At 46.7% G+C, this 24,851-nt stretch carries 21 protein-coding genes and 3 pseudogenes; 12 read left to right on the top strand and 12 right to left on the bottom strand.

The window, feature by feature from the left end; all coding sequences use genetic code 11:
• The first annotated feature begins 225 nt into the window (after positions 1-225).
• Positions 226-3,738, top strand: a complete 3,513-nt coding sequence (gene rgy / locus HS1genome_RS05340) for a reverse gyrase (RefSeq protein ID WP_126449916.1) — start codon at positions 226-228, stop codon at positions 3,736-3,738.
• On the opposite strand, the gene HS1genome_RS05335 is transcribed toward rgy, so the two are convergent.
• Together HS1genome_RS05335 and HS1genome_RS05330 are read right to left on the bottom strand one after the other, a co-directional pair.
• Entirely contained in the window at positions 3,721-4,041 is a 321-nt protein-coding gene (locus HS1genome_RS05335) for a ribonuclease P subunit p25 family protein (protein ID WP_126451329.1), read from the bottom strand. The two genes, rgy and HS1genome_RS05335, sit on opposite strands and share 18 nt — an antisense overlap.
• 59 nt (positions 4,042-4,100) lie before the next feature.
• The gene (locus HS1genome_RS05330; RefSeq protein WP_126449915.1) at positions 4,101-6,857 is read right to left on the bottom strand and encodes a DEAD/DEAH box helicase; all 2,757 of its coding nucleotides are present in this window, start codon (positions 6,855-6,857) and stop codon (positions 4,101-4,103) included.
• 86 nt (positions 6,858-6,943) lie between these two features.
• Here HS1genome_RS05330 and HS1genome_RS05325 point away from each other — a divergent pair, with 86 nt between their 5' ends.
• The 5 genes from HS1genome_RS05325 to HS1genome_RS05305 all read left to right on the top strand — a co-directional run bounded on the left by HS1genome_RS05325 (position 6,944) and on the right by HS1genome_RS05305 (position 12,562).
• A complete protein-coding gene (locus tag HS1genome_RS05325; protein ID WP_126449914.1) occupies positions 6,944-7,180 on the top strand; it encodes a hypothetical protein in 237 nt (78 codons plus the stop codon).
• A 204-nt stretch (positions 7,181-7,384) separates the two neighbouring features.
• Positions 7,385-8,833: an RtcB family protein gene (locus HS1genome_RS05320; protein WP_126449913.1), complete on the top strand. Its 1,449-nt coding sequence runs from the start codon at positions 7,385-7,387 to the stop codon at positions 8,831-8,833.
• Positions 8,830-9,765 carry a deoxyhypusine synthase gene (locus HS1genome_RS05315; RefSeq protein WP_126449912.1) on the top strand — a complete coding sequence of 312 codons (936 nt, stop codon included), beginning with the start codon at positions 8,830-8,832 and terminating at the stop codon, positions 9,763-9,765. The genes HS1genome_RS05320 and HS1genome_RS05315 overlap by 4 nt, the downstream gene beginning before the upstream one ends.
• A gap of 38 nt (positions 9,766-9,803) precedes the next feature.
• Positions 9,804-11,396 (top strand): DNA topoisomerase VI subunit B, encoded by a 1,593-nt coding sequence (locus HS1genome_RS05310; RefSeq protein WP_126449911.1) that lies wholly within the window; start codon positions 9,804-9,806, stop codon positions 11,394-11,396.
• Complete coding sequence (locus HS1genome_RS05305) at positions 11,393-12,562, top strand: DNA topoisomerase IV subunit A (RefSeq protein ID WP_126449910.1); 1,170 nt, start codon at positions 11,393-11,395, stop codon at positions 12,560-12,562. The genes HS1genome_RS05310 and HS1genome_RS05305 overlap by 4 nt, the downstream gene beginning before the upstream one ends.
• 49 nt (positions 12,563-12,611) lie before the next feature.
• Here HS1genome_RS05305 and HS1genome_RS12245 read toward each other — a convergent pair whose 3' ends face one another.
• Positions 12,612-12,758, bottom strand: coding sequence for a hypothetical protein (locus HS1genome_RS12245; RefSeq protein ID WP_170166194.1), 147 nt, complete (start codon positions 12,756-12,758; stop codon positions 12,612-12,614).
• 133 nt (positions 12,759-12,891) lie between these two features.
• Here HS1genome_RS12245 and HS1genome_RS05300 point away from each other — a divergent pair, with 133 nt between their 5' ends.
• From HS1genome_RS05300 to HS1genome_RS05290, 3 genes are read left to right on the top strand one after another with little or no spacing between them, the layout of a single operon-like run.
• The gene (locus tag HS1genome_RS05300) at positions 12,892-13,287 is read left to right on the top strand and encodes a translation initiation factor IF-5A (RefSeq protein WP_126451328.1); all 396 of its coding nucleotides are present in this window, start codon (positions 12,892-12,894) and stop codon (positions 13,285-13,287) included.
• Position 13,288: 1 nt separating this feature from the next.
• The gene (locus HS1genome_RS05295) at positions 13,289-14,632 is read left to right on the top strand and encodes a signal recognition particle protein Srp54 (protein WP_126449909.1); all 1,344 of its coding nucleotides are present in this window, start codon (positions 13,289-13,291) and stop codon (positions 14,630-14,632) included.
• On the top strand, positions 14,598-15,695 hold the full coding sequence (locus HS1genome_RS05290) for a tRNA pseudouridine(55) synthase (RefSeq protein WP_126449908.1): 1,098 nt from the start codon (positions 14,598-14,600) through the stop codon (positions 15,693-15,695). Before HS1genome_RS05295 ends, HS1genome_RS05290 begins: the two co-directional genes overlap by 35 nt.
• Positions 15,696-16,109: 414 nt before the next feature.
• Here HS1genome_RS05290 and HS1genome_RS05285 read toward each other — a convergent pair whose 3' ends face one another.
• Positions 16,110-16,304 (bottom strand): DUF5622 domain-containing protein, encoded by a 195-nt coding sequence (locus HS1genome_RS05285; protein ID WP_126449907.1) that lies wholly within the window; start codon positions 16,302-16,304, stop codon positions 16,110-16,112.
• A 149-nt stretch (positions 16,305-16,453) separates the two neighbouring features.
• Between HS1genome_RS05285 and HS1genome_RS05280 the strand changes: the two genes are divergently transcribed.
• Positions 16,454-17,296: an N-acetylglucosamine kinase gene (locus HS1genome_RS05280; protein WP_126449906.1), complete on the top strand. Its 843-nt coding sequence runs from the start codon at positions 16,454-16,456 to the stop codon at positions 17,294-17,296.
• Here HS1genome_RS05280 and HS1genome_RS05275 read toward each other — a convergent pair.
• The 6 genes and pseudogenes from HS1genome_RS05275 to HS1genome_RS05250 all read right to left on the bottom strand — a co-directional run bounded on the left by HS1genome_RS05275 (position 17,285) and on the right by HS1genome_RS05250 (position 21,644).
• Positions 17,285-17,851: a TATA-box-binding protein gene (locus HS1genome_RS05275; protein ID WP_126451327.1), complete on the bottom strand. Its 567-nt coding sequence runs from the start codon at positions 17,849-17,851 to the stop codon at positions 17,285-17,287. The genes HS1genome_RS05280 and HS1genome_RS05275 overlap by 12 nt on opposite strands.
• Before the next feature lie 220 nt (positions 17,852-18,071).
• A pseudogene (locus HS1genome_RS12580) lies at positions 18,072-18,312 on the bottom strand (zinc ribbon domain-containing protein); the annotation flags it as partial.
• A gap of 126 nt (positions 18,313-18,438) precedes the next feature.
• Positions 18,439-19,644 carry an RNA-guided endonuclease InsQ/TnpB family protein gene (locus HS1genome_RS05265; protein ID WP_126449905.1) on the bottom strand — a complete coding sequence of 402 codons (1,206 nt, stop codon included), beginning with the start codon at positions 19,642-19,644 and terminating at the stop codon, positions 18,439-18,441.
• A gap of 37 nt (positions 19,645-19,681) precedes the next feature.
• Positions 19,682-20,259, bottom strand: a pseudogene (locus tag HS1genome_RS05260) (IS607 family transposase).
• A gap of 60 nt (positions 20,260-20,319) precedes the next feature.
• Positions 20,320-20,610 (bottom strand): annotated as a pseudogene (locus tag HS1genome_RS13305) (RNA-guided endonuclease TnpB family protein); the annotation flags it as partial.
• Positions 20,611-20,897: 287 nt separating this feature from the next.
• Positions 20,898-21,644 (bottom strand): metallophosphoesterase, encoded by a 747-nt coding sequence (locus HS1genome_RS05250; protein ID WP_126449904.1) that lies wholly within the window; start codon positions 21,642-21,644, stop codon positions 20,898-20,900.
• Positions 21,645-21,689: 45 nt separating this feature from the next.
• Between HS1genome_RS05250 and dph5 the strand changes: the two genes are divergently transcribed.
• Both dph5 and HS1genome_RS05240 read left to right on the top strand, forming a co-directional pair.
• Entirely contained in the window at positions 21,690-22,472 is a 783-nt protein-coding gene (gene dph5, locus HS1genome_RS05245) for a diphthine synthase (protein WP_158613723.1), read from the top strand.
• Positions 22,436-23,089 (top strand): DUF357 domain-containing protein, encoded by a 654-nt coding sequence (locus HS1genome_RS05240; RefSeq protein ID WP_126449902.1) that lies wholly within the window; start codon positions 22,436-22,438, stop codon positions 23,087-23,089. Before dph5 ends, HS1genome_RS05240 begins: the two co-directional genes overlap by 37 nt.
• On the opposite strand, the gene HS1genome_RS05235 is transcribed toward HS1genome_RS05240, so the two are convergent.
• Positions 23,082-23,705: a DUF120 domain-containing protein gene (locus tag HS1genome_RS05235; protein WP_126449901.1), complete on the bottom strand. Its 624-nt coding sequence runs from the start codon at positions 23,703-23,705 to the stop codon at positions 23,082-23,084. The two genes, HS1genome_RS05240 and HS1genome_RS05235, sit on opposite strands and share 8 nt — an antisense overlap.
• A gap of 39 nt (positions 23,706-23,744) precedes the next feature.
• A complete protein-coding gene (twy1, locus tag HS1genome_RS05230) occupies positions 23,745-24,824 on the bottom strand; it encodes a 4-demethylwyosine synthase TYW1 (protein WP_126449900.1) in 1,080 nt (359 codons plus the stop codon).
• Between the last annotated feature and the right edge of the window lie 27 nt (positions 24,825-24,851).

The raw sequence follows: 24,851 nt of genomic DNA, 5'->3' as shown, positions 1-24,851 counted from the left end.
GGGGATCCAATGGTTGATCGAGATCCCAAGGGACGAAGTTTTATAGCCCCTCAGCCCGATTCCTCAATTGGGCTGGAACGTGCACATCACTTAGATTTTCCGAGGATGTTTAAACTCGTACTAGGACCTGTACATCCCCACAGGTGAAGCTTCCCCTTAACCCCTTTTTGTAACACCTCGTCTTCTCGCTTTAAAGCTCAACCATATTGAAGACAGTTCTCGACAATGATAACTGCCGTTTATAGTGGAGGTTGTCCCAACTGTGGAGGACCTATTGAATTTCAAGTAGCCGCTTCTGGTTTGCCTTGTAAGGCCTGTGCAGACATCCCTGCCGCTGCCGTTGCTGGCCTTAGCAGGGAGGACGTTATACGAGCTGTGTACTCTGTGTTGGTTGACAACGGAAAGTTGAGTGCTTACTGGGAGCTCTACGACAGATTGCAGAGGTTCGAGGAAGCAAGGAGATTCTTCGAAGAAAAGGTTGGCTATTCACCTTGGAACCTTCAACTCTTCTGGTTAAGGCGCCTTGTGGCTGGCGATAGTTTCTCCATGTCGGCCCCCACTGGGTTAGGAAAGACCACCACATTAATCACATATGCCTCTCTTTTGTCTCAACGTGGTAAACGGACCGTATATATTGTTCCCACCAAGTCACTAATGCAGCAGGTATGTGACAAGATCAAGGAAATGAGCGTTAGACTTGGTTGTGGAGTGCCCAGGTTTGAGGGAATTGACGTCATCACCTATCAGTACCTCAACAGAAGGGCGGAAGGAGGTATGGGAGTGGTGTACGACTTCGTTGCGGTAGATGATGCCGATGCTATAATAAAGAGTGGGAAGACTGTAGACAAGATAGTTCCTTTACTAGGAATTCCTGAACAAGTTTATAAAGATACCATAAGACTAGTGAAACTAAGGAATGCTCTAAGGTTCTACATCACTGTCGACCAAGAGAAGGCAGAGAAGCTAGCCAAGGACGTAGAGGAAATAGAGCGAAGGGTGGTAGAATCTAGGTCCTCCTACTCTCAATTCGTTATAGCCAGCGCTACTGCAAAGCCCAAAGGCATTAAACAGAAAGCCATGAAATTCCTCTTAGGGTTCGAACCTTCTACAGTTCAAATCTATATGAGAAATGTTTTGGACTCTTACACTCAGCTGGATCCGACAGAGATCGTAACTAAGATGGGCAAGGGAGGATTGATCCTCGTCTCCAGGGACCGTGGCAAGGCTGGAATACTGGAACTTAAGGAGAGGTTGGAGTCCAAGGGAATCAAAGTCGGTTTGGCGCTCAATGGGAGGAGATTTCTTAAGGACATAGTAGAGGGGAAGGTGGACGTACTACTGGGCTCCGCTAATTATTATGGTGTAGCTGTTAGGGGGATAGATGAACCACGTGCAATCAGGTATGTAGTGTTTCATGGAGTTCCGAAAGTTAAACTCTCCCTTAAGGCGGCTCTGTTCAACCCATTCATAGTGTCCTCCCTCGCCTCTCTCTTGGACTTGGAGGCTCGGGAACTTCAAACTACACTTTCATCTCTTAACCCAAGCGAAGCCCAGATGCTCAAAGTGGCGATGTGGAGGGGCGAGCAATTGACTGGAAAATTGAAAGAGGCGAAGAGAGCCCTAGAGGAGATGGGAGAACTAGTAAGAGAAGCTTTGAAGAGGAGAAGAAAGGTGATCGGCAAGTATTTTGTAGTAGCAGGAGAGAGTGAGAAGTACGTTGTCTTTCCTGATGTAGTAACTTACATTCAAGGATCTGGGAGGGCAAGTAGGATGATCAACGGCAAGCTCTCCTTCGGTTTGTCGGTGACAGTCGTAGATGATCAAGAGGTCTACGAACTAATGAAGACTAGGATGGGGAATTACATGGATAAGTTTGAGCCTGTGAAGTTTGACGACCTGAATTTGACTGAGATCTCTAGAGCGATAGATACGTCTAGAAGCGGGGTAGAGGGGAATGAACTTAAAATGAAGAGTGTACTCATAGTTGTCGAGTCTCCCACTAAGGCAAGAACGATATCAAAGCTCTTCGGTAGACCTGTAAAGAGGTATATTGGGGATGTCCCAGCTCACGAGACTATCGTTGTCGATGAGAAAGGAGGCGAGGCCCTAATAGCTACGGTTGTGGCTACGCGGGGACATGTTACTGACGTTACCCTCTCTGAGATAGGGCTTCATGGTGTCGAGATCGACGAGGACTCGTATAGGCCACACTTCTCCTTCATAAAGAGGTGTGATAACTGTAGGCGAGTTCTCTCAACCGATGACGATGTTTGTCCATACTGCGGACATCGACTCTCCTCCTTCTCTAGGAAAATTGTTGACGCACTAAGGAAACTATCCACGGAAGTCGATGAGGTCTACATAGCTACTGACCCAGACGCTGAGGGAGAGAAGATAGCATCTGATGTGGCGGCCCTGATTGCCCCCTACAACAAGAAGCTCTTTAGAGTAACGTATCACGAGGTAACCAAACAGGCTATACTTGAGGCCCTTAGGAAGTTAGGTAGCATAAACTTGCTTCTAGTGCAGAGCCAGTTGGTGAGGAGGATAGAAGACAGGTGGACAGGGTTTGAGCTGAGTAGGCTGTTGAAGTTGAGGTTCAACGACGGTAACCACGGTGCTGGAAGGGTGCAGACACCGGTACTAGGGTGGGTGGTGGATAGGACAGCTCAGTATAGGAAGAACATGGGATGGTATGTCTCACTCAAGTTAGGGGATTACGTGCATCGTACCTTCTTCCCCTCTAGGGGTGAGGCCGAATCTTGGCTCAGGACGTTTAGGAGAGTCAACGTTAAGGATGAGAGTTGCAGGAACGAGAGGAGGAATCCTCTCCCACCCTTTACAACCGATTCTCTTCTTATAGAGTCTTCTACTGCCCTTCACTTCAATCCACAATACACCATGAAGCTAGCTCAGGATCTGTTCGAAGCCGGCCTCATCACTTATCATAGGACCGACAGCGTTCATGTTTCTAGTTACGGGATAGCGATAGCAAGAGCTTATGTTGAGAAGAAGAAGTTGGAGGCTAACTTCACTCCCAGAGAATGGGGGAAGGAAGGTACGCACGAGGCCATAAGGCCGACTAAACCAATGGATGCTGAAGAACTTGGGGAGGAGCTCTCCCAGAACCCCTTTAAGTTTGTAGCTAACTTGACTAGAAACCATCTGCGTCTTTATGATCTTGTGTTTAAGAGGTTCATCGCTAGTCAGCTCGATTCTGCGAGCATTGTGCTCAAAACGTTCTCCATTACGGGATTCGGTGATAAGTTTTCAGTGGAGGTTCCTGTTAAAGCTAGCGGGGGCTTTTCGGAGATTTATCCACCTAAAACTTTCAATATTCCATTGGGAGAAGTTACGCCTCAATCGTCAATTTACAGAGGTTCGTCTGTGAGGCTCATGACTTACGCCGAGCTTATTTCCGAGATGAAGAGCAAATCCATAGGTAGGCCCAGCACCTACGCGAAAACAGTGGAGTCGCTCAGAAGGCACGGGTACGTTGTAGAGAGTAAGAAGCGGTCTCTCCTTGTTTCCACCAAGAGGGGGCAAGAAATCTTCCAATACCTTAAAGCAAGGGCTGAAGACGTAATTTCAGAGGCGAGGACTAACGAGATGTTACGGGATATGGAGGCCGTCGAGTCGGGCTCTAAGGAACCAGAGGAGGTTATCTCCAAGCTGCTTGAGGAACTCATTGATGTGATAGGCAAAGCAGAGACAGAGCTCTCAATACACTCTCCTTAACTTTATCAGGATGAAGGACAACCTCCTCTTGTCCTTCACCTCGCTCCCAGTCTCTACCCCTTCTAACTCTACGCCTTTTCCCAACCTATCTACTATAGAGTTATAGATGTCAACCGCTTTATTCACTTCGAACCCAGTTCCCTTAATTTCTACCTTATCTGCTCCCTGATTGAACAGAACTATTGCCTCTAATGTATGTTCCTCAACACTCTTAGTACTACTAACGATTATCCTGTGAGTCTCGTTCAATGTTCCGTCGTTGCTTCCTTGAAAACCATGGAAAATAAATCCATCGCTCAGCATCACGGGCCGCTCTCACACCTCAAGAGTTAGGCACTCATCATCTGTAGGGAACATTTGGTTCACGAATATTTTAAACTTTGGATGTAGGATGTGGCGTTAAGGAGTATGATAGGGAGGAGATCCCTAGAGATGAAGTAATATCGCGGTGACTGTAAAATGGGCTCGGCCGGATCTTTGACTCTAAGCTCGGCCACTTCTTCAAAGGGGATCTTCCTCCTGTAAAGGTCAGGATCCTCGATTATTTCCTTAGGGGTGAAAAGCATCTCAAGGAAACCGTCATCCTGTCCCGTCCTGATCATGGCTATTGCGCTCTGGTCTACTTCGTTAGGATGAAATGAGCTGTAGAAAGAGTCCGAGCCATAGATCTTCCTTAGATCCTTGGCTAGGCACCACCTTATCTCAGCGTCGTCGACGTCTATGAAACTTATCGTTCTCCTCTCTCCCGTTCCTCTCCTCATCTTCTTTAGCCTAGCCTCAACAGTGCTAGGAGGTAGCGAAACCATTTCACTTAGTTCTGTAACCGTATAGGCCCCTCCTTCCAACGTCTCCGCTATTATCCTAAATGGATCTGAGAACCAAGGCCTTATTGGCGGGCTTCCTAACACAGCCTTTCCCAGGGGAGATTGCGACTCAAGGTTCACAACAGTTAGTTCACCACTATTCAACCGCTCTAGATACCTCACTGTTCTCTTTATAGCGAAGTATCTCTGCACCGTCTGTTTAAGTGCCTCCCTTATGAGGAGTTTATCTTCCTTCTGTGACGTCTTACCCATCTTACCGAAGCTAGTTTGAATTTCTTTCATTACTGAGTAGAATAGAGGAGATCTCCTAACCGCTGCTAGGGCTATCTTCTTTACTTCCTCTCTACTCTTACTGGCTAACTTCCACAGAAGATCCTCCTCCCCCTTTATAGAGAAACCGTATATTGATGCCCTTGCAAACGTGTTTATTGTGTCCTTACTACTTACTTCGAACATCAACATATGCGCTAGAGTCATGGAGACCTTCTCGTCTATTAATGTCGAAAAAACAGTCTCTCCTTGTCCTTTCTCGACGAAAATGACGTTATTACTTGGAATTGGAAGGCCTCGCTCTATGTACCACGATCTTATTCTGGACACGACCTCATTCTCATTATAGAGTATTTTGGGAATCTCTTTTACTAAAAGTGAAGATCTAATTATACTGTCTCCGCGCCATATGGGAATCTCGGCCTCGCCCTTCGTTACGGGGATCACATCAATTAACATTACGTTGTTATTTATTCTCATCACCTTCCAAAGTCTCCCGCTTATCCTAATGACGTCTCCGTTTCTAATGTACCTGTAGACGTAGGGAGCGTCTATCTCACCAACCGGCTTTCCCTCGTAACGCAAAAGGAAAACGTCGTTACCACTAATCATGGAGAAGAACTCCGAGAAACTCCTAACCCAAGGTAGTCTCTTCTTATGATCGAACTGCCATATCCTGAAGAACCCCCTACCTAACGACGTCTTCCCACCCTCTACTACTAGTAATTCGTTCTTTTCCATGTAGGATATTAGTTCGTCGAAGGTCTCTGGCCTCAGTCTCCTAAAATACTTGGAACCCCTAATAATACGGTATATTTGTCCAACTTCTACCTCGCCCTTTTGTAATACCACTCCAAGGACTTCCCTAGCAGCGACGTCTAGAGGTTCCTGTATAGGCTCCAGTCCCTCTATCTTCCCTTCCTTGCTTAACTCAATAAGGGAGATTGCCTCTAACACGTCGAAGTCAGTGAGACAGATCACTTCTCCCTCAATCTTGCCGTCAATACTATGCCCGCTCCGTCCTACTCTTTGAAGGAAGGAAGCGACTGAGGGAGGCGGTCTATAGAGAATCACTTTCCTTATTTTGCCTACGTCAATTCCCAGTTCGAGGGTCTTGGTACAAATTATGGCATCTGCCTCACCTTTCCTGAGGTTATCTTCTGCTATGTTCTTCATGTCCCTAGATATGGAGGAGTGATGGACGTATACTTTCTGCACCTTTAACCTCTCCATCTCTTCAAATAACCTCTCAGTGGAGAATCTTGAGTTAGTGAATATTAGTGTAGGCGGCTTCAGGCCTTTTGCTATGGCCTTTGCTCCACCTTCCCATCCAAGCTCCTCTTGTACTTTGTTTACATTCACATCTATTAGTTTGGAGGTTTTCACGCGGACCACGACTCTCCTTCTAATTGAGGTTCCAAACAAGTAGTCGGAGAGAGTCTTTGGGTTTCCCACAGTCGCTGATAACCCTATCCTCTGAAAATCGTAGCCAGCCAACTCCTTGAGCCTTTCGGCCAGCACTGAAAGTTGAGCTCCTCGCTTCGTAGGTATTAGTTCGTGGACCTCATCTATTATCATCCATTTGACGTTTCTGTAGTACTCTCTGAACTTGTTGGCCCAATCTAGGTCCACCTCTAACCCCTCGGGAGTGGTGACCATTATATGCGGAGCGTTCCTTAACCGGCCGGTCCTCTCCTTCTGGGGTACTTCTCCATGTTTCCTGCTCACCGAAAGTCCGAGCTTGTTAGCCCACCAACTAATCCTCAGCGTCAGGTCGTTTATTAAGGCCTTCATAGGAGTGATGTAGACCAAAGAGACAGGCTTTGTTGGACTATTGAGCATCATGTGTAGTACCGGAAGGAGAGCGGCCTCTGTTTTTCCGTATCCAGTGGGAGCGACTATCAAAACGTTCTTTCCTTCCAATATTTCTGGTATGGCCCTCAGTTGGGCCTCGGTGAAGCCGCTCCACTTTCTCTCTTCCAGGAGTTCACAGATCCTTCTATCTAACGAAAGGATGTTCCTCATTTGCTCACCGATCTTTTACTGTTGCCGAAGGCCTTCACAGCACTCCGTGAGTCACACTTAAAACTTATAAGTTAACCTCTCGGCTAGTGGGAAAACTAGTTTGCGCAGTCTGCGGAAGACCCTTTCCGCAGGGTCAGGGAATCGCTTTGGAATTGGCGGGAAAGAACCTTCAGTTTCACAATAAGGATTGCGCCTATAGGTTCCTGCGGCAGTTGGTGACTGAAGTCGATTCAGATTGTATATCTGGTCAAGTTAAGAGACTCATTGATCTTTACGAGGAAAGGCTCAACGAGGCGGCAAAGTCTAAACAGAAAAAGATCTGATTGGTTTCTCTCTTCATCGATCAGAGTCCGCCACAATCTTCATCCACCAACAGAGGATCGTGGACTTTTTTGTGTATTTCGCTGCTTCACTACATTTAGTTAGAGGACCCATCCACTGTCGCGACTTCGACGCTTTTTCTGGTATAGAGGGTGTTAGTGCAGAGAAGTCACACTTAATTATGTAGAGGTCCCTTCACACCCTAAATGCAGGTCACTCCCACTAAAGTCGGAGAATATGAGTGGCAGATACTTCGAGACCCGAACAGCTGCATGAAAGTCCCAGTGACCATCTTTGCAGACGACCTCCTAATTGAAAAAATGAAGCAAGACCTAACGCTGAAGCAAGCCGTCAACGTTTCCTGTTTACCGGGTGTTCAAGAGTCAGTTTATGTGCTTCCAGACGGACATCAGGGTTACGGCTTCCCCATAGGAGGTATAGCAGCTACTGCTATAGACGAAGGAGGCGTAGTGAGCCCTGGGGGGATAGGGTACGATATTAACTGCGGAGTCAGATTGCTCAGAACTAACTTGGAGGAGAAAGAGGTGAGACCTAAGCTTGGAGAGCTGGTGGAAGAACTCTACAGGAACGTTCCAAGCGGAGTCGGCAGCGAAGGGAAAGTCAAACTCAGTAGTCAGCAGTTAGACGTTGTTCTCTCTGAGGGGGTAAAGTGGGCGATCTCGAAAGGCATGGGATGGGACAAGGATTTGGAACACATGGAACAGAAGGGTAGTTGGGATCTAGCAGAGCCAAGCAAGGTTAGCAATGTGGCTAGACAGAGGGGGGTGGCTCAACTCGGAACCTTAGGAGCCGGCAATCACTTCCTCGAAGTGCAAGTAGTGGATAAGGTGTTTGATTGGGAGATAGCTAAGAGGATAGGTGTAGTGGAGGAGGGGCAAGTCTTCGTTATGGTTCACACGGGTTCCCGTGGCCTAGGTCATCAGGTGGCGAGCGATTACCTACAGGTGATGGAAAGGGCAATGAAGAAATACAACGTCCTCGTTCCAGACAGAGAGTTAGCTGCAATACCTTTCGAAACCCCTGAGGCTCAAGACTACGTCAAGGCCATGGCTTCTGCTGCAAACTTCGCTTGGACTAATAGACAGCTCATAAGTCATTGGGTCAGAGAAAGTTTTGGGAGAGTCTTCAAGAGCGACCCAGAAAAGCTAGACATGAACATAGTATATGACGTTGCTCACAATATAGCCAAGATAGAGGAGTATGACGTAGGGAGGAAACGGAAGAAGTTGTTAGTTCATAGGAAAGGTGCAACTAGGGCGTTTCCCCCGGGGAGTCCTGAGATACCAACTGATCATAGACAGATAGGCCAGATAGTTCTGATCCCAGGTAGCATGGGGACAGGGAGTTTCGTCATGGTTGGCGTTCGAGAGGGACGTAGAACTTGGTACACTGCCCCACACGGGGCCGGTAGATGGATGTCTAGGGAGGCAGCCGTAAGAAGTTACCCAGTGGGTTCAGTAGTTCAGAGCTTAGAGAGTAGGGGAATATTAGTGAGGGCAGCCACGAAGAGGGTTGTAGCAGAGGAGGCACCAGGAGCTTACAAGGATGTAGATAGGGTAGCTCGAGTGGCGAACGAGGCTAAAATAGCTAGGCTAGTCATGAGGATGAGACCAATAGGGGTGACTAAGGGATGAGGAGAGAGGACCTTCTTATTGAACCCATTTCTGACCTGAGGCTGAGGGATTTAAGGGACTATAGGAGCTTCATCACGGTCTACGAGAAAGTCTACGGTTTCTCGGCTGAAGCAATAGTGAAAGCCTCTCAACTGGTTAAGTCTACGGTTAAGGAGGCAGACTTAAGGATACTTTCCTTTACTGCGAACCTAGTTTCCACCGGCTTAAGGGGCCTAGTGGCTGATATGGTGAGAAATGGGTTCTTTAACATGTTAGTGACAACTGGGGGGACTATAGACCACGACATAGCTAGGTCTTTCGGTGGAAGATATTACAGGGGCTTCTTCGAAGCAGACGATTCGACTCTAAGGGAGCTGAACATTCATAGACTTGGTAACATATTCATTCCTTACGAATCTTACGGTCAGGTAGTGGAGAATGTAGTTCGTGAATACGCGCCAGAGCTCTCCAGGGTTAAGAGGGAATGGCCAGTTTACGAGATGCTGTGGGAGTTCGGAGATAAGATAAAGGACGACGCCTCAATTCTGAAGGCCTGCAGCGACCTCAAGGTGCCAATAATAGTACCTGGTATAGTTGATGGCTCCTTTGGAACTAACCTCTTCATCTCGTCCCAGTTCACAGGCCTTAAAATTAACTTATTCGAGGATATGAGGCTCATTAAAGACGTCGTGTTCTCCTCTAACCTGAGCGGTGCCCTAATAGTGGGGGGCGGAATAAGCAAGCATCACACCATATGGTGGAGTCAATTCAGAGATGGTCTCGATTATGCGGTTTACGTTACTACGGCCCAAGAGTTTGACGGTAGTTTGAGCGGAGCAAGACCGCGAGAGGCCATCTCTTGGAACAAGGTGAAACCTAACGCAAAGACCGTCACGGTTTACGGCGATGCTGCACTTATTCTCCCCATTTTGGCCTCAGCCTTATTAGACTGAACACGTTCCAAGTAATGTTTCAAGGTTACGGTGATTTCATGTCAAGCGAGAGTAGGGAGAGGTTCGCCAGCATTTCCCCGGCGGAGTTCTTCAAGAGGAACCCAGAGCTAGTTGGGTTCTCTAATCCAGCAAGAGCTCTTTACCAGAGCGTTAGGGAGACCCTAGAGAACTCCCTAGATGCCACCGACATCCATATGATATTGCCCAGCATAAAGATATCGATAGATAGGGTTGAAATTGAGAAGGAAGTTTATAGGCTAACCGTTGAGGACAACGGAATAGGAATTCCTCCTCATATAGTTCCCAATGCATTCGGGAAAGTTCTCTACAGCTCCAAGTATACTATAAGGCAAACTAGGGGAATGTATGGATTAGGAGTTAAGGCTGTCTTGCTTTACAGTCAAATGTATCAAGACAGGCCATTCGAAGTCCAGACTTCTCCTAAAGGATCTAATCGAGTCTATTACTTTAGACTAAAAATAGACATATCAAAGAATGAACCAATAATATTTCACAGATCGTCCATAGAGAATCCCACCGGATGGCATGGTACTATAATAACAGTATACTTGGTAGGAGACTGGCTAAGATCCAAGCAACGGATATATGAGTATATAAAAAGGACCTATATCCTTTCCCCATACGCAGAGTTCGTGTTTAGGGATCCAGAGGGGAACGTCACTTACTACCCCCGCGTTACTAACAAGTTGCCCAAACCTCCTGAAGAGGTGAAACCTCATCCCTACGGTGTCGATATAGAGCTCCTGAAGTACCTCATAGCTACCCTCAGGTACCAGTACGACGTGAGGGGCTTCCTCATAAATGAGTTTCAAAGCATAGGCGACGTAACAGCCGACGAGATCCTTAAACTCGCTGGATTGCCCCCTAACAAACCGGCGTCAAAGCTAACCGACGACGAGATTGCTAGGCTTGTCGAAGTAATGAAGAAGTACGAGAAGTTCAGGCCACCATCTGCTGACGCTCTTTCAACGTTAGGGGAGGAATTAATCACAATTGGACTCAACAAGGTTTTCTCTCCAGAATTAGTTGCAGCTGAGACTAGAAAGCCCAAGGCCTACCAGGGGCATCCATTCATAGTAGAGGCTGGGATCGCCTACGGCGGGTCTATTCAACCTGCCGAGTTTCCGACGGTACTCAGGTATGCCAATAAAATACCTCTCGTCTACGACGAGAAATCAGACGTGATATGGAAGGTAGTTGAGGAAATTGATTGGAGGAGGTATGGCATAGAAGAAAATCAATTTCCCCTAGTCGTCCTTGTGCACCTTTGCAGTACCAAGGTTCCATACAAGAGCGCTGGAAAGGAGAGCATAGCCGACGTTGAGGAGATAGAGAGGGAGATAAAGTTCGCCATAATGAGCGTGGCCAGACAGCTCAGGCTTTTTCTGCTTGAGAAAAGGAAACAAGAGGAAGAGAAAAAGAGAATGCTCACTTACATGAAGTATATCCCAGAGCTGGCCAGAAGCCTAGCTATCTTTGAGGCCCCATCAGAGGACAAAGTCGACCCATTGGCGAAGGAGTTAGAGCAAAAGTTGATAGAGATTGTGTCAAGAAAGATCGGGTTAAATGACGCCGAACTGTATAAGAAATTAAAGGTGGAGATATCATGAGTGAGCCCCCTCGGATTTCAAAGACTGATAAGGAAGCTAGGAGAAAAGCGATTGAAGTATTGAGATCTAGATTCCTTGAGATAGCAGAGCAGATAAAGAAGGGAAATCCGCCAGAGATCCTGATCCCGAAGAGAACGCTATCTAATACGGTCTACGACAGTCAGAGGAAACTCCTCCTTTTGGGAGACGAGAAACTGAAAAGGAACTTCATTGACTTGAACGAGTCAAGGCGTTTTATGCAGACCGCTCTAATGTCAAGCATAATTTATAATGCGTTAGTAAATGATGAGTATCCGACAATAAGGGACCTTTACTATAGAGGTAAGCATTCAATCTCGCTAAAGGACGAGACGACTGGAAAACTTTACGAGGAGAATACTTGGGACGAGCAGAAGGAGTCTGACAGTGTCATAGTCGACATAGAGGTCTTCACATCTCTACTTAGGGAAGAGATGCTGATCCTAAGTAAGGAAAAGGGAAAGGTGGTGGGAGATATGAGAATCCGTAGCGGTAATGACGTAATTGACCTAAGTAAGTTGGGACACGGTGCATATGCCATAGAGCCTACGCCTGATTTAGTTGAGTTCCTCGACGTCAATGCCGATTTTGTACTCGTGGTGGAGAAGGACGCAGTTTTCCAACAGCTACATAGGGCGGGGTTCTGGAAGCAATACAAGTGCCTCTTGATAACAAGTGCTGGACAGCCGGATAGAGCAACTAGGAGGTTCGTACGTCGGCTCAGTGAAGAACTAAAGCTTCCAGTTTACATCCTCACTGATGCAGACCCATATGGATGGTACATCTACAGCGTCTTCAGGATAGGATCCATAATGTTGTCCTACGAAAGTGAGAGGCTAGCTACTCCCGATGGCAAGTTCTTAGGGGTATCCATGAATGATATATTCGGCTCTAAGACCAAGAAGGCTTACCTCTCAGAGGCAGAGAGGCGAAATTTCATTATAAAGGCGAAGGACGCTGACGTGAAGAGGGCACTAGAGATAAGGTCCTACGACTGGTTCAAGACTAAGGCTTGGCAGAACGAGATAGAAACCTTCCTCCAAAAGAAGGCCAAACTCGAGATAGAGGCTATGGCCAGCAAGGGGCTGAAGTTCCTCGCTTTCAACTACATCCCTGAGAAGATACAGACCCAAGATTGGATAAGTTGATCAGCCGAGACAGGTTAAATCACTTGTTCATCCTTATACGTAATCATCATCAGTCCTCATACCCGAGGATCTCGTTGAACGTGTTCTTCTTGCAGACACTGCAGTACTGGTAAATAACCTTCTGTTTGCTAATGTCGAAACTCACCCCAAGTTTCCACTCAGTTCCGCAGGAATCGCACTTAACCTTCCATGGCATGGCTTTATGTATGTCCTCATTGTAATTAAGTTAGCGTTGTGATGATAGAACCCACACCTAGCTGTGAAGAGGGGCCAAAGCGCTGAGCGCGAAAGAGTTTTAAGTGAAGTACGGACTGTCAGATAGTGGAATCATGAGCGTCAATTACACTACGGTCGGCGAGCTCAAGGTTGGTAGTTACGTAATTATAGACGGTGAGCCATGTAGGGTGGTCGATATAACTAAAGCGAAGACTGGGAAGCATGGAGCTGCGAAGGCCAACGTAGTGGCAGTGAGCGTCTTCAACAACGCCAAGAAGACTCTCATGGCTCCAGTGGACCAACAAGTGGAAGTTCCTATAGTAGAGAAACACATAGGCCAGATCTTGGCTAACACGGGCGACAGAATACAGCTCATGGACTTGGAGACCTACGAGACTTTCGACATAGACATGCCAACCGAAGAGGAGTTCAAGGATAAGATAAAACCAGGAGCTGAGGTGGAGTATTGGGTTATAATGAACAGGAAGAAAATTGTTAGGGTAAAGTGATTTGTTAGATTCCCTAAAGGATTCCGTAAGGAAGTTCCTAACTGGCAGTAACGTTTACGAGAAGTCCGTGGAGGACTTCATCAAGGATCTTCAGAAGGCCCTCATTTCAGCAGACGTGCAGGTTAAACTTGTTGCCCAACTAACGGAAAGAATAAGAAGCAGGCTGAGAGAGGAGAGACCTCCCTCCGCCATAGAGAGGCGGGAATGGTTCATTAAGGTAGTTTACGACGAGTTGAGTGCCCTCTTTGGAGGCGATGTTCGACCGTTCGTCAATCCCCCTAAGCTTCCCTACGTTATCATGTTGGTCGGAGTGCAGGGAAGTGGGAAGACTACTTCAGCTGGTAAGCTGGCTCTATTTTACAAAAGGAGAGGTTACAAGGTGTTCTTAGTTGGGGCTGACACTTACAGGCCCGCTGCCCTCGAACAGTTAACTCAAATAGGGCGCCAAATAGGAGTTCCAGTCTACGGCGAACCAGACTCCAAGGATCCCGTAGCTGTCTCTTCCAAGGGTAAAGAGAGGGCCCTCAGAGAGAGGGCTGAAGTGGTGATCATAGACACCGCTGGAAGACATGGGTACGGTGAGGAACAGCAACTGCTGGAGGAGATGAAGTCGATATCTAATGCAGTGTCTCCAGACGAGGTGATCCTTGTGATGGACGCCTCGATAGGGCAGAAGGCGTTCGATCTAGCGTCTAAGTTCAATCAGGCCACTAAGATAGGCTCAATCCTTCTAACCAAGTTGGACGGCACTGCCAAGGGAGGTGGAGCACTCTCTGCCATAGCCGCCACTGGAGCTATTATAAAGTTCGTAGGAACTGGAGAAAAAGTGGAAGATTTAGAGATCTTCAACTCAAGGAGATTCGTCTCTAGGATATTGGGAATGGGCGACTTGGAGGCCATACTTGAGAAACTGAGGGCGACGGGAGAATTGGATGAAGTCCAAAAGAAGATGGAGGAAGCCATGAGTGGGAGGACAAAGATAACCCTCAGGGACATATATAAGCAGATAAACGCCATAAGGAAAATGGGCCCCCTGTCCAAAGTTCTCCAGATGATACCTGGTTTGAATATGCTCCCTAAACTACCCACTCAGGAGGACCTCAAAATGACAGAAGAGAGAATGAGAAGGTGGCTAGCGATCATGAACTCCATGACTTACAAGGAGTTGGACGATCCATCAGTGATTGATAAGAGTAGGATAAGGCGAATAGCTAAAGGTTCAGGCACTACACCAGAGGATATTCGAGAACTACTTAACCATTATGAAATGATAAACAAGATGTTGAAGACCATGAAGCGGAGGAAGGATCTTGGCAAGCTGTTCGGACAGACAGGTGTTGAGTAAGGCCTTCCACCTCCTTTCTACGTACAGTCTCTGCGATAGTTGTTTGGGTAGGGCTTTTGCGACCCTCGGTAGAGGTCATAGCAACGCCGAGAGGGGGAAGGCTATCAAACTTACTCTGCTTATGGAAATTGACAGGAAAGTCAAGGACCATGAGATCCCTAATCTCTGCCAGCTTAAGGAGCTGTTTGTGAATACTGGAGAGCTAGCAAGAGATCTGCACCGCTTCTACTTCGGGGAAGATATGGAGCCTAGGCCGTGTTGGCTCTGTAGTGGGAAGATAGAATGGATGAAGGTAGATTTCACTAATAAGGCGAGGATGGTGCTAAAGCATCAAGGATTCAAGAGGTTCCTTCTGGGGGTAAAACTAGGTCGTGAACTGAAGGGCCGGGAATTGGAGTTCACATCTAAGGAAAAGGGACTATTCTACGAGAGCATTAAGAACGAGCTAAAGAGGGAGGTGGGTAAGATCCTTAGTCAGGAAGGTTTCCTCCCAGACTTCGAGAACCCAGAAGTGGAGTTACTATATCAAGTAGAGACGGGGGAACTGCAAGTTCTAAGAAAGAGGGAAGAGCTGCTCGTTAGTTACAAACGCTTCTGTAGAGGGGTGAGCCTATCATCTTGGGCCTCTACTTCTCCCATGTCCTTAGAGAGTTCGATTGGGGCAAGGCTTTCAGTTCCTTTCTCCGAGCTATCAGAGACTCGGATCTTTGAAGACTATCCAGTTGTGGTTAAGGGCCAATACATTGAACCCAAAGAGAGTTGTTTTAGATTGCTCAAATTAGGGGAGTTGAGGGGAAAGCATAGAAAGCTCCTATTCTCCGCCCCTCCCTCCAAAAGGATGTATAGAGTAACCGTAGTGTCTGACGCGCCTCCTGCTGGGTCATTTCACTTGGCGGGTCCTTTATATGACATTACATTGGTCGTCTCCGGGCCAGAGGAGTTGAAGAGTAGGCTTGATGACATGAACATAGAGGTGTTATCAGTAGATTTGGTGATAGCTGAAGGTAAATTCAAACGAATTATGCAACAGTCAAAAACTTCTAATATATCAGATCGAGTTTAACACTGCATGAAGACGTAGTTGGGTGAAAACCGAAACCGTAAAAGGGATTAATGTAGTTGACTTCTCCTTGCACTGAAAAGGTTCTCTTCCAGACGGTTCATAGTTCCCACATGGTTTCGAGGTTATAAACCCGGTTAAGTGGCAAGACACCGAGAACCACCTCATTTGTTGGTCGACAATTCACCAAGTCTACGAGATCCCTCGTCTGCCTCTGGATCCCATAAGAAGAGATAGGCTCACTTTTCCCTCACTCACATAGAGCCCTACTTCGAGCCTAAGAGGAGCAATAGTGCCACTGAGAATAGAGTTCATTTTTAAATTATTATTGCTAATACCCTAAAGAGAAAGACTTTCCTTATTTCGCAACTTAAATCTTCTCCCAACGGATTTCAGACTTTTCACGACAGAGTCCAGTTAGAGCAGAGCCTTCACTTCTGCGGGAAGAGACTCTTTACTTACTCTCTGAGCACCACGCGGAACCCTGTTTACTCTTACGCTAGTCATTACGTATTTTTCTGTTTCCTTCTCTCTTCCTTTGAGAACCCTAATCTTGACGTAGTCCCGCTCTCCTGTTTCAACATAGATGTATTTTCCGTGCTTAGTGCTCAAAGTTTTTACCCAAAGCGGTATCTCTCTACGTGTTTTTATAATTGACTCATCTCTTTCTTCTTTGACTTGAGCTATTCTGTCCTCGTGGACTGTCCTCTAGTTAGAGAAAATGAACACTTAATTTAGTGGTCACTCATTAGTTATAGTTAATGGTAGGCAAGTATCTCATGATGGATGGTGGTGGAACGTCAACAAAGGTATACTTATATGACGGTATGAACATTTCGTCATCATCATTTCCCAGTAGTAGTGCTTCTACAGTAGGTCTGGATAGTGCGGTAGAGAGGATAGTCCAAATTGGACGGAGTTTCGGTCACCTAGAAGGAATTGCAATCTCGTTGGCCGGTTTAGATACAGAGAGGTTAAGAACCCGAGCCACAGAGCTCATCGTAAAGGGACTATCTGATGTTTCCAGTTTAGTCAAGGTTGAGCACGACGCACATGTGGTTCTTCTCTCAAACGCGCTGTCGGGCTGTATAGTGATTTCGGGAACTGGAACTATTGCTTACGGCTATGATGGTTCATCTAGGTACGTTATGGCAGATCGAGGTTGGTTGGTCGGCGACGTGGGAGGCGGATTCTGGCTCGGCCGTCAGGCCTTGAGGCTTGCCCTTCTAGAGTTTCAAGGAGTCAGGCCTTCTAGAAAGGTATCTAAGTCAATTGGTTTCTCCACAGAGGAGCAATTGATCGAGTTTCTCTATAACAACTCCTGTTTCCAAGATAGGATCGCCTCCTTTGCTCCAGCTTTACTCGAGCTTGTGGAGGATGATGAAGAAGTTAGTTTAACTGTGGAGCAAGGAGTGACGGAACTGGCCAGAAACGTTGAAAGCGTCTGTAGAAAGGTTAACTCTCAGGTAGTCTACTACCATGGCGGCATGTTCAATTCTCATATTTACACCGAAATGTTCAAGAAGCAACTAACTTCTATCGAAGCTAAGCCCAGCAATTCAATTACTAAAGGTCTGGGGAGACTTTTGGGATTAGAACTCTAGCTCCCCCTCTTCCTCCACTTGTTTAACACATTCCAGCTCCACGAGCTTATCGTATATCCTTTTGACTGCTCTGTAGACCTCCTCCTCCCTCTTCGCACCCGTTATTACCATTTTTCCGCTACTGAATATCAGTACCACCACTCGCGGATCATCCATCCTGTATATGAGACCTGGGAACTGTTCTGGCTCATACATGTTGTTCTCAAGCAGAAAGGCAGCCTTATCTAAGTTGACGTGAAGGTGGAGATTGGCCGAGGCTACTATGTTTTGGATCTGTATCTTCGATTTTCCAGTTATGCTTATTCCAGCCCTCTTGAGAGACCTGATTATCTTTTTTGCCGCTTTTATTAGCTCGTCTGTGCTCTTGGCGCCTGTTACAACCATTTTGCCAGATTTAAATATAAGGGAGGTCACCTTTGGAGACTCCAACCTATATATTAGTCCAGGAAATTGATCTGGATCGTACTCAACGTTTGGGACGCTCCTCTCCATGGCATAGAGGTCAAGCCCCTGTTCTAACGTCACTGTCGCTACAATATTCTCTATATTGATCATGGGTTTATAAGGGTATATTTTACCCACCTCTTATAAGCTATGTTAAATGGCTTATAAGCTAGTTTATAAAGGGCTCACCCTTCTAATAGTCCATGGCCCACTGAGGGTTTCTTCTCCGTCGACGTTCACCACTTCTCGCTGGGTTCTGTTAGTGCGTGCTTGGTGCCTCTTTCCAGTGGTCTCTCATTTGCTGGCCCTCCCCGCCCTGGAAGAGTTCTCCTCACCGATTCGGAGTTACATCTCTCATCTGAGGGGCAGTCGAGGGTGTCGGAGAAACCCTCCCATTTAAGTTCATAATGACTATAACGTCACGATCATTCTCATAACCATAAGAGCATTTAAACCGACGATGAGAAATTTCACTAATTTTTGCCCACACTTAGGGTAAGTTACCTAAGGATAACTTTAGGATTAACATTCTCAATTAGTAGACCGTGCTTTTTAGCCTGCCACCAACTCTGCTTAAGTACTCCTTGATGTTCCCAGGATAGCCTAGAATTTAAGTTTACCAACACTTGTTATCCTAACAACCATTTTGTCTAAGTCTAGAGTATAGCTAGCTTTAGGGGTTTGGGCTTCATAGGATTTCATAATTTAATATCGATCCTCAACCCTTGGGCTTCACCAGAGTCCCGGGATAACCCGTTCACACCCCTCCGCCCCCTTAGCGGGGTGACCCCGACCCACACCCGTGGAATGTCGCGGACGTGGGGAAACCCGCACATCCTGAGGTAGATGTTAAGTGACGCGTTCAACTGTCTATCTAGTGTGAACCCACACCTCCCACACCTGAAAGTCCCGCCGACCTTTCGGGAAACCCGTCCACACCTGGGGCAGGACTTAGACGTGAGGTACGGGCTCACCTCCTTAACGAAGGAACCGTAAAGTGGGGCCTTGTATTTTAGAACGCGATGAATTGACCTCCACACGGTCTTGGAAATCTTCTTGGACAGCTTACGGTTAGCATCCTCAAACATCCCCTGCTTATTCAACTTCTCGACGACGAACATCGTAATGGGATACATTTCCAGCAACTTGTTCACGAATTTATGAAGGTAATCCAACACGCGGTTCCTCTCTCGATGGGAATACTTCCTCAACAACTCCTTCCCCTTCCTACCGTGCTTTGAAGCGAAAGATTGTATCCTACCCCTCTTCAACTCCACACCATACTTCAAACTGTACAACTCCTTCAAGGAAAATGTGACGAACTTCTCTCCGTCATATGCGTCCAACGTGTAGAGGTTACTATCGATTGCTAGGAAATCTATGGGAGTAAACCGAGGTAACTTGTAACGAAACGGTAAATACACCTTGTCCTCCTTTATCACGGGCTCACCTAGTTCAAGCCCTTTAACTCTTCGTGAAAACCAAGTGCGAGACCAAGAGAAGTTCACGTATTCGTAAGGTCTCACGGTGATCCTTACGCTCTCACCATCAACCTTCCTAAGCGTCGACTTCACCCTAACGTAAACCTCCTTCAGTCTAGGTTTCCTCAACGCTTTTCCCTTCTCGGCCCTCCTCCAACTCCTCAACACGGAATAAGCGTCGTTTATTGCCTCGTCAACGTAGTGGGAAGCTAGTACGTTAATCCTCTCTAACTCGTCCCTCAACGTCTTGTACACCTCCTTCTTCTTTAGTAAGGTTACTTTGACCTTCGTGGCTTTCTCACCATTCTTCACTTCTTTCCTCTCAACCTTAGTCCTATCCCATAACCAGTCCAATGCTTTCTGTAGTAGGACTCTGTAGTTCTCTAGTAGTACTTCACTCTCCTCCCTCTCATCGTTCTTCATGGAGTACGTTAGGTAAACGTACTCCTCCTGAAACGAGTTAAGCCTTAATTTCCTCGACGCACTCCTTCACCTTCTCGTACTTATGACTCCTCATTCCGTATAGCTTCCCGCCGAACGATACTAGTATAGAGATCAAGTCCTCGATTAGTTCCTGTTCTGGTGTTTCGTCCTCGTTGTTCAACACCACGAGCTCGCAGTTGCGTGCTTTACAGACCTCCTCAACTATTTCGAAACCGAACCTCACAAGTCTGTCCGAGTATGCAATAGCTACTTTCGACACCTCGTTGTTCAGTATCATCCTCAACAGCTTTAGGAATCCCTTCCTCTTCGCGTTTAACCCGGAACCTACGTCCGTTATCACTTGGTCGTAGTCCTTTACTTGCTCTTGTAAATATTTCACTTGGTTTACCAGGTCGTCTCTTCGTGTGTTCGATGATATCCTGGCGTAAAGGATCTTCCTCTTTCTTACAATCCCCATCAACTTCTCTACGTCCTCCTCTCTGAACCTCCACTTTCCAGTCTCTAGACTGGTTTAATGTAACCCTTCTTAACGTATTCTCTAAGTGTCGCATAGGATATCCCTAAGCGTTGGCAGACTTCTTTAGGTCTTAGCATTGTATAAGAGTTTATGATGAAATAATATAAACTTTACGGTATATTGAAAACTGTTGACAACGGCTTTAGCCAGACAATTTGCTTATATACGCGGGTAAACCTACCACTTTTAGAATTATTAAACCATCCTTTATAGATTACCAACACATTTTTATAACAATCCTCAGCAGCCTTTGAAGGCAGATTATATTCACTCCTTAATTTCTCATATAACTCCTGATGGACTTTTCTTGAGACTTCCTTCTCTTCTGGGTTTTCTACGTTCTCCTTAAAACTAGAACATGACGAAACGTAGGGTTTTCACATAGTTGTTACTAAGGCTAGAAGGGAATCTGAGAGGGCGATCTTCATCGAAACAGTCGTTCTGATCGTATTAATCCTCCCAGCCGTTAGAGAAATTAAGTAAAAATAAATATTTAAATTATCATCCTCGCCCCCGGAGGGAGGAAAGCTTTCAATTTTTGTAATTTAATGGACTAGCTCAGGCCTAAGATTCCTCATACGAATTACTAGACTGAAATGTGGGGAAGTGGGGAACAGAACTTTGACCCTAAATGTCTAAAGGTCCTCTCATTACCGTAGACTTGATGAGACCAACTTTCCCACTACCGTTGGGGGTGGGGCTCGGCTTCGCTTTGTCACAGTATGTCCTTCAACGCACCCATGGGTGGGAACTCCATAATCCCTTGGTTCTCGATAATGACATACGGCCTGGCATCTTCGAGAACGGCCGAATTCCTCAAAGTAGGTGAAAGGAAGTTGTTGTGGATTAATGAAACGTCGTTTCCCGCTTGGTACGTTCCCACCGCTGGGAGAACCAACACCCTGCCCCCGTCTCTTAGCGGAACGTCAAGGAAACACTGTAGCTTCCTATTAAACCCTAACCTATCCCTCAGGGATATTCTAGGATGTTCGTGGCCAACTACTGCAACCTTCCCCTCTGACAGCTTAAATGGTCTGTGACCATGTGTTATTAATATGTCTCCATCAATTAACTCGTCAACCAATTCTACATTATCGAACTTATCTGTCACCACAGTAATGTAGTTGTCGTGGTTTCCCTTTACCACCTTGACGTCGATTCCATCTTCCTTAAGCGCCGAGAAAATCTCAAGCAGGTCCTCTCTCTCTTGAGAACCTATCTTCTCGAAAATATGTTTCATGTCGCCATCCACTATTAACCTCTTTGACTTGAAGACTTCGAGTGCCCTTCTGTAGATCTTCAAGAAACGCTTCTTCTGCACTCGTGGTAGATAGACTTTCTTTCTCTGCATGTCCTCTTCAAAGCCGATGTGGACGTCAGAAAGAATTATGGCATCGAGGCCAGCGTAATAGACAGCCGGGACGTCGGACTCAATGTAAATGTTGGGCAAGATCTGTAGCACGGTATTACTATACCATATATTAGGTTAAAAAGAGATGTAATGTTAATGCCTGGAAGACTTTATCTTGTGGGACTGGGACTATCCAGCAATTTCCTAACGCAGGCCACTCTAGATGCCCTAAGATCTTCAGACGTAATTTTCTTGGACGGCTATACATCGATCTCCTGCGATCTGAATGCAGAACTGATTTCGAAGCTGACCTCAAAGGAAGTAATAGTCGCTAAACGGAGCCAATTAGAGGACGAGGCGAAGCAGTTGCTAAAGTTAGCAGAGCTAGGAAATGTGGTCTCTATAGCCTCTATAGGGGATCCGATGATAGCGACGACCCACGCAGCCTTGGCAGTAGATGCAATGAGTAGGGGTATTGAAGTTAAGATAGTTCCTGGAATTTCGGTGTTCTGTTACGCGGTGTCGAAGTCTATGCTCTCCTCTTATAAATTCGGAAGATCAGTAACAATAACTTACCCTACGGGCATCGCGGACGTTACCGCCATAAAGGTCATAGAGTCTAACTTTTCGCAGGGGCTGCATACCCTCACTTTCCTTGACATAAAAGACGATAAACCAATGCGGGTCAGTGAGGCTTTCGATGTTCTTAGGGAGCAGCAAAGCCGGTTAGGTAGAGACGTGTTAGGACAGTTTCAGTACGTGGTTGTCGAGTCGAGACTAGGGTGTCCAGATGAGAAAGTCAGTGTAATTTCCGTGAATGAGGCCGACGAGGATGTAGGTTCTCCGCCATATGTTATTATTTTCCCTAGCAGGTTGCACTTCATGGAGGTTGACGCTCTGAAATGGCTTCGCTTCAAGAGAGAGTACAGAAGTACATAGCGAACTTGGACAGAGAGTTAAGCGAAGCACACGATCCTAAATTCGACAAACTCTACACTTTAGCAAGGCAATACAGAGAGGACGCTGAACACTACATGAAAACTGGGGATCTCGAGACTGCCTTAGTCTGTGCATCCTATGCCGAGGGGTTGATCGACGCGGTTAAGAGTTTAAAGGAGCCTGAAAGTAAGGTATTCGTAGGTGGCACGTTCGATATAATTCATCCAGGTCATATTGCCTTCCTAAGAGAGGCCTCTAAGTACGGGAAAGTTTACGTTGCTGTGGCTAGAGACTCCAACTCTAAAAAGGCCAAGGGCAGGGATCCCGTGAACGATGAGCAACAGAGGTTAGAAGTAGTGAGGGCAATAAGGTATGTTTATGACGCTTTTCTTGGCGATGAGAATGATCTCTTAAAGAGTGTCGAGAAGGTTAGGCCTGATGTGGTCTTCTTAGGACCAGATCAGCACGTTGATGAGGCGACGCTCTCAATGGAACTGGAAAGGCGCGGACTTTCACCTAGAATAGTTAGGATGAAGGAGAGGGTCAATGCGTGGCAGAACTCTAGCACTACGTCTATTATACGTAAAATCGTAAGCAAGTATTGTGATACTAAGTGAATACTTCGATTTCTACCTCGTCCCCGTCTTTGAGAGACAACTTTTCTCTAAGGTGGTATGGTGAAATGACTTCTATGACGCTACGCGGGTGGACCGTACGTATGGGGAACACAAGGGCTGCCGGCGTTACTCCGAGGATCGAAGCAGGGAGGGCCTTAACGGCTCCAAGCACCCTATTCTCCTCTCTATGCTCTGGGATCTCTACTCCTCTCACACTCTCTAGCTCTAACCTAGCCTCAAGGAACTCCTTATCATATAGCATTACGTTTAGCGTCCCTGGGAAGGGTTGAAAGCCTAGTAACCTTTTGAAAGAGTCAACATAATAAGGCATGCTTAGGAAGATCTTTCCCTCTCCAAGACCAGATACAACCTTTCCCCTAAACTTCACCACGTTATTATCTACCATTGTCCCCCTTATTGTCCTTAAACACTCCATTAGCTTGCTTTCACCCTGTTTTGTGAGTTTAATGCTCTCACCGTCTGGTCCGATCGTTCTCTGGATGTACCCCGCGAGCTCTAACTCCCTTAACTTCCTAGAGACGGTCTGCTGTGATATACCCATGGCCTTGGCTATTTGTTGTTGTGTCACTTGACCGTTTACGGCCAGGCTTATCACCTGAGCTAGAAGGCAAGAAGTCTCAAAGTCTTTTCAATTTCACTCAGCCTCCGTGCACCCGCTCTCTGCTGACTTGTACTCTCCATTCATGTCGTCGTTATTCTCTGGAGTCTTCCAATTCCACTCTGGAGTCCATGCTTCCCCTATTTTAAAGGGCCGCTCTAGCCTACTTAGCAGTACAATTCTGCTCGGCGGATGTTCTGAGAGGACTCTATACCCCGTCAACTCGGCCAGCTTCCTCGAGAACTGCCTCACTTCATCGTGTCTGGGCATCGCATCTCTCGTTAACCTCAGGGTAGACGGGCCCACATGCATGTAGGCCTTAGCCTCTATGTACGTCGGTTGAGCTATCTCCACTAGCTTAGCGAAATCCTTCACATCCTCTTCCCCCATGTTCATCCCCTTCATTAACGTGAGTCTCAGAACCGTCGGAGAACTGAAGCTAGGTAAGATGGACAGCGTCTTCATAAAGAGATTCCAAGAGTTGGCAACTATTGACCTATTTATGAGTTTGTGCTTTCTCTCGTTTGGGGCTTGGAGGGAGACGAAGAGTTGGGTCGGTTCCTCATCAAGAGAAGCAAGTACGTCTGGTCTGACTCCACTAGTAACCAGAAATGTGGTCATTCCTCTCTTGTGGTATTCTCTAATTAGTTCCCCTATCCTGTCGTAGAGGGTAGGCTCTCCAGTCAAACTTATGGCAACATGCTTGGGCTTAGTTGCGTCGTTCAACATCTTTCTGTCTATTCCTTCCCTCCCGAAGTAACCTGAAAGCGACCTCCTGTGTTCCTCGATACTCTTCTCGGCAATGAAGTCAGGGTCGTCCATCATCGGCATTTTCGTCTCGTCCCACTCTATTCCTACATCCTCTGGCTCTAATCTCCAACAGTGCACACATCTGAACCAACACCATAGGGAGGAAGTCGTCATCTGAACACACCTGTGGCTCTCGATTCCGTAGAACTTTCCTTTGTAGCAGTACCTTCCGCTCGTGAGGGCCTCGTGGGTCCAGTGACACTTTTTGTACGCGCTGTGGCCACCTATTAGGTGATATCTCTGTTTCTCTAGTTCCTTGTTCAGGAGTGTGAACGTGTCGATCTGTATTCGCTGTTCTTGACTCATGGATCACCACTCTGAACCTCTACGTAG

Source organism: Sulfodiicoccus acidiphilus (genome assembly GCF_003967175.1).
In the GTDB taxonomy this organism is placed as follows: Archaea; Thermoproteota; Thermoprotei_A; order Sulfolobales; family Sulfolobaceae; genus Sulfodiicoccus; species Sulfodiicoccus acidiphilus.
The sequence above is the reverse complement of the archived record's forward strand: the minus strand, read 5'-3'. Positions and strand labels throughout refer to the sequence as shown.

What these genes read in the sequence shown, in the direction of transcription:
- rgy (WP_126449916.1), top strand. Translation starts at nt 226, where the DNA reads ATGATAACTGCCGTTTATAGTGGAGGTTGTCCCAACTGTGGAGGACCT.
- HS1genome_RS05335 (WP_126451329.1), bottom strand. Translation starts at nt 4,041, where the DNA reads ATGCTGAGCGATGGATTTATTTTCCATGGTTTTCAAGGAAGCAACGAC.
- HS1genome_RS05330 (WP_126449915.1), bottom strand. Translation starts at nt 6,857, where the DNA reads ATGAGGAACATCCTTTCGTTAGATAGAAGGATCTGTGAACTCCTGGAA.
- HS1genome_RS05320 (WP_126449913.1), top strand. Translation starts at nt 7,385, where the DNA reads ATGCAGGTCACTCCCACTAAAGTCGGAGAATATGAGTGGCAGATACTT.
- HS1genome_RS05315 (WP_126449912.1), top strand. Translation starts at nt 8,830, where the DNA reads ATGAGGAGAGAGGACCTTCTTATTGAACCCATTTCTGACCTGAGGCTG.
- HS1genome_RS05310 (WP_126449911.1), top strand. Translation starts at nt 9,804, where the DNA reads ATGTCAAGCGAGAGTAGGGAGAGGTTCGCCAGCATTTCCCCGGCGGAG.
- HS1genome_RS05305 (WP_126449910.1), top strand. Translation starts at nt 11,393, where the DNA reads ATGAGTGAGCCCCCTCGGATTTCAAAGACTGATAAGGAAGCTAGGAGA.
- HS1genome_RS12245 (WP_170166194.1), bottom strand. Translation starts at nt 12,758, where the DNA reads ATGCCATGGAAGGTTAAGTGCGATTCCTGCGGAACTGAGTGGAAACTT.
- HS1genome_RS05300 (WP_126451328.1), top strand. Translation starts at nt 12,892, where the DNA reads ATGAGCGTCAATTACACTACGGTCGGCGAGCTCAAGGTTGGTAGTTAC.
- HS1genome_RS05280 (WP_126449906.1), top strand. Translation starts at nt 16,454, where the DNA reads ATGGTAGGCAAGTATCTCATGATGGATGGTGGTGGAACGTCAACAAAG.
- HS1genome_RS05275 (WP_126451327.1), bottom strand. Translation starts at nt 17,851, where the DNA reads ATGATCAATATAGAGAATATTGTAGCGACAGTGACGTTAGAACAGGGG.
- HS1genome_RS05265 (WP_126449905.1), bottom strand. Translation starts at nt 19,644, where the DNA reads ATGAAGAACGATGAGAGGGAGGAGAGTGAAGTACTACTAGAGAACTAC.
- dph5 (WP_158613723.1), top strand. Translation starts at nt 21,690, where the DNA reads ATGCCTGGAAGACTTTATCTTGTGGGACTGGGACTATCCAGCAATTTC.
- HS1genome_RS05240 (WP_126449902.1), top strand. Translation starts at nt 22,436, where the DNA reads ATGGCTTCGCTTCAAGAGAGAGTACAGAAGTACATAGCGAACTTGGAC.
- twy1 (WP_126449900.1), bottom strand. Translation starts at nt 24,824, where the DNA reads ATGAGTCAAGAACAGCGAATACAGATCGACACGTTCACACTCCTGAAC.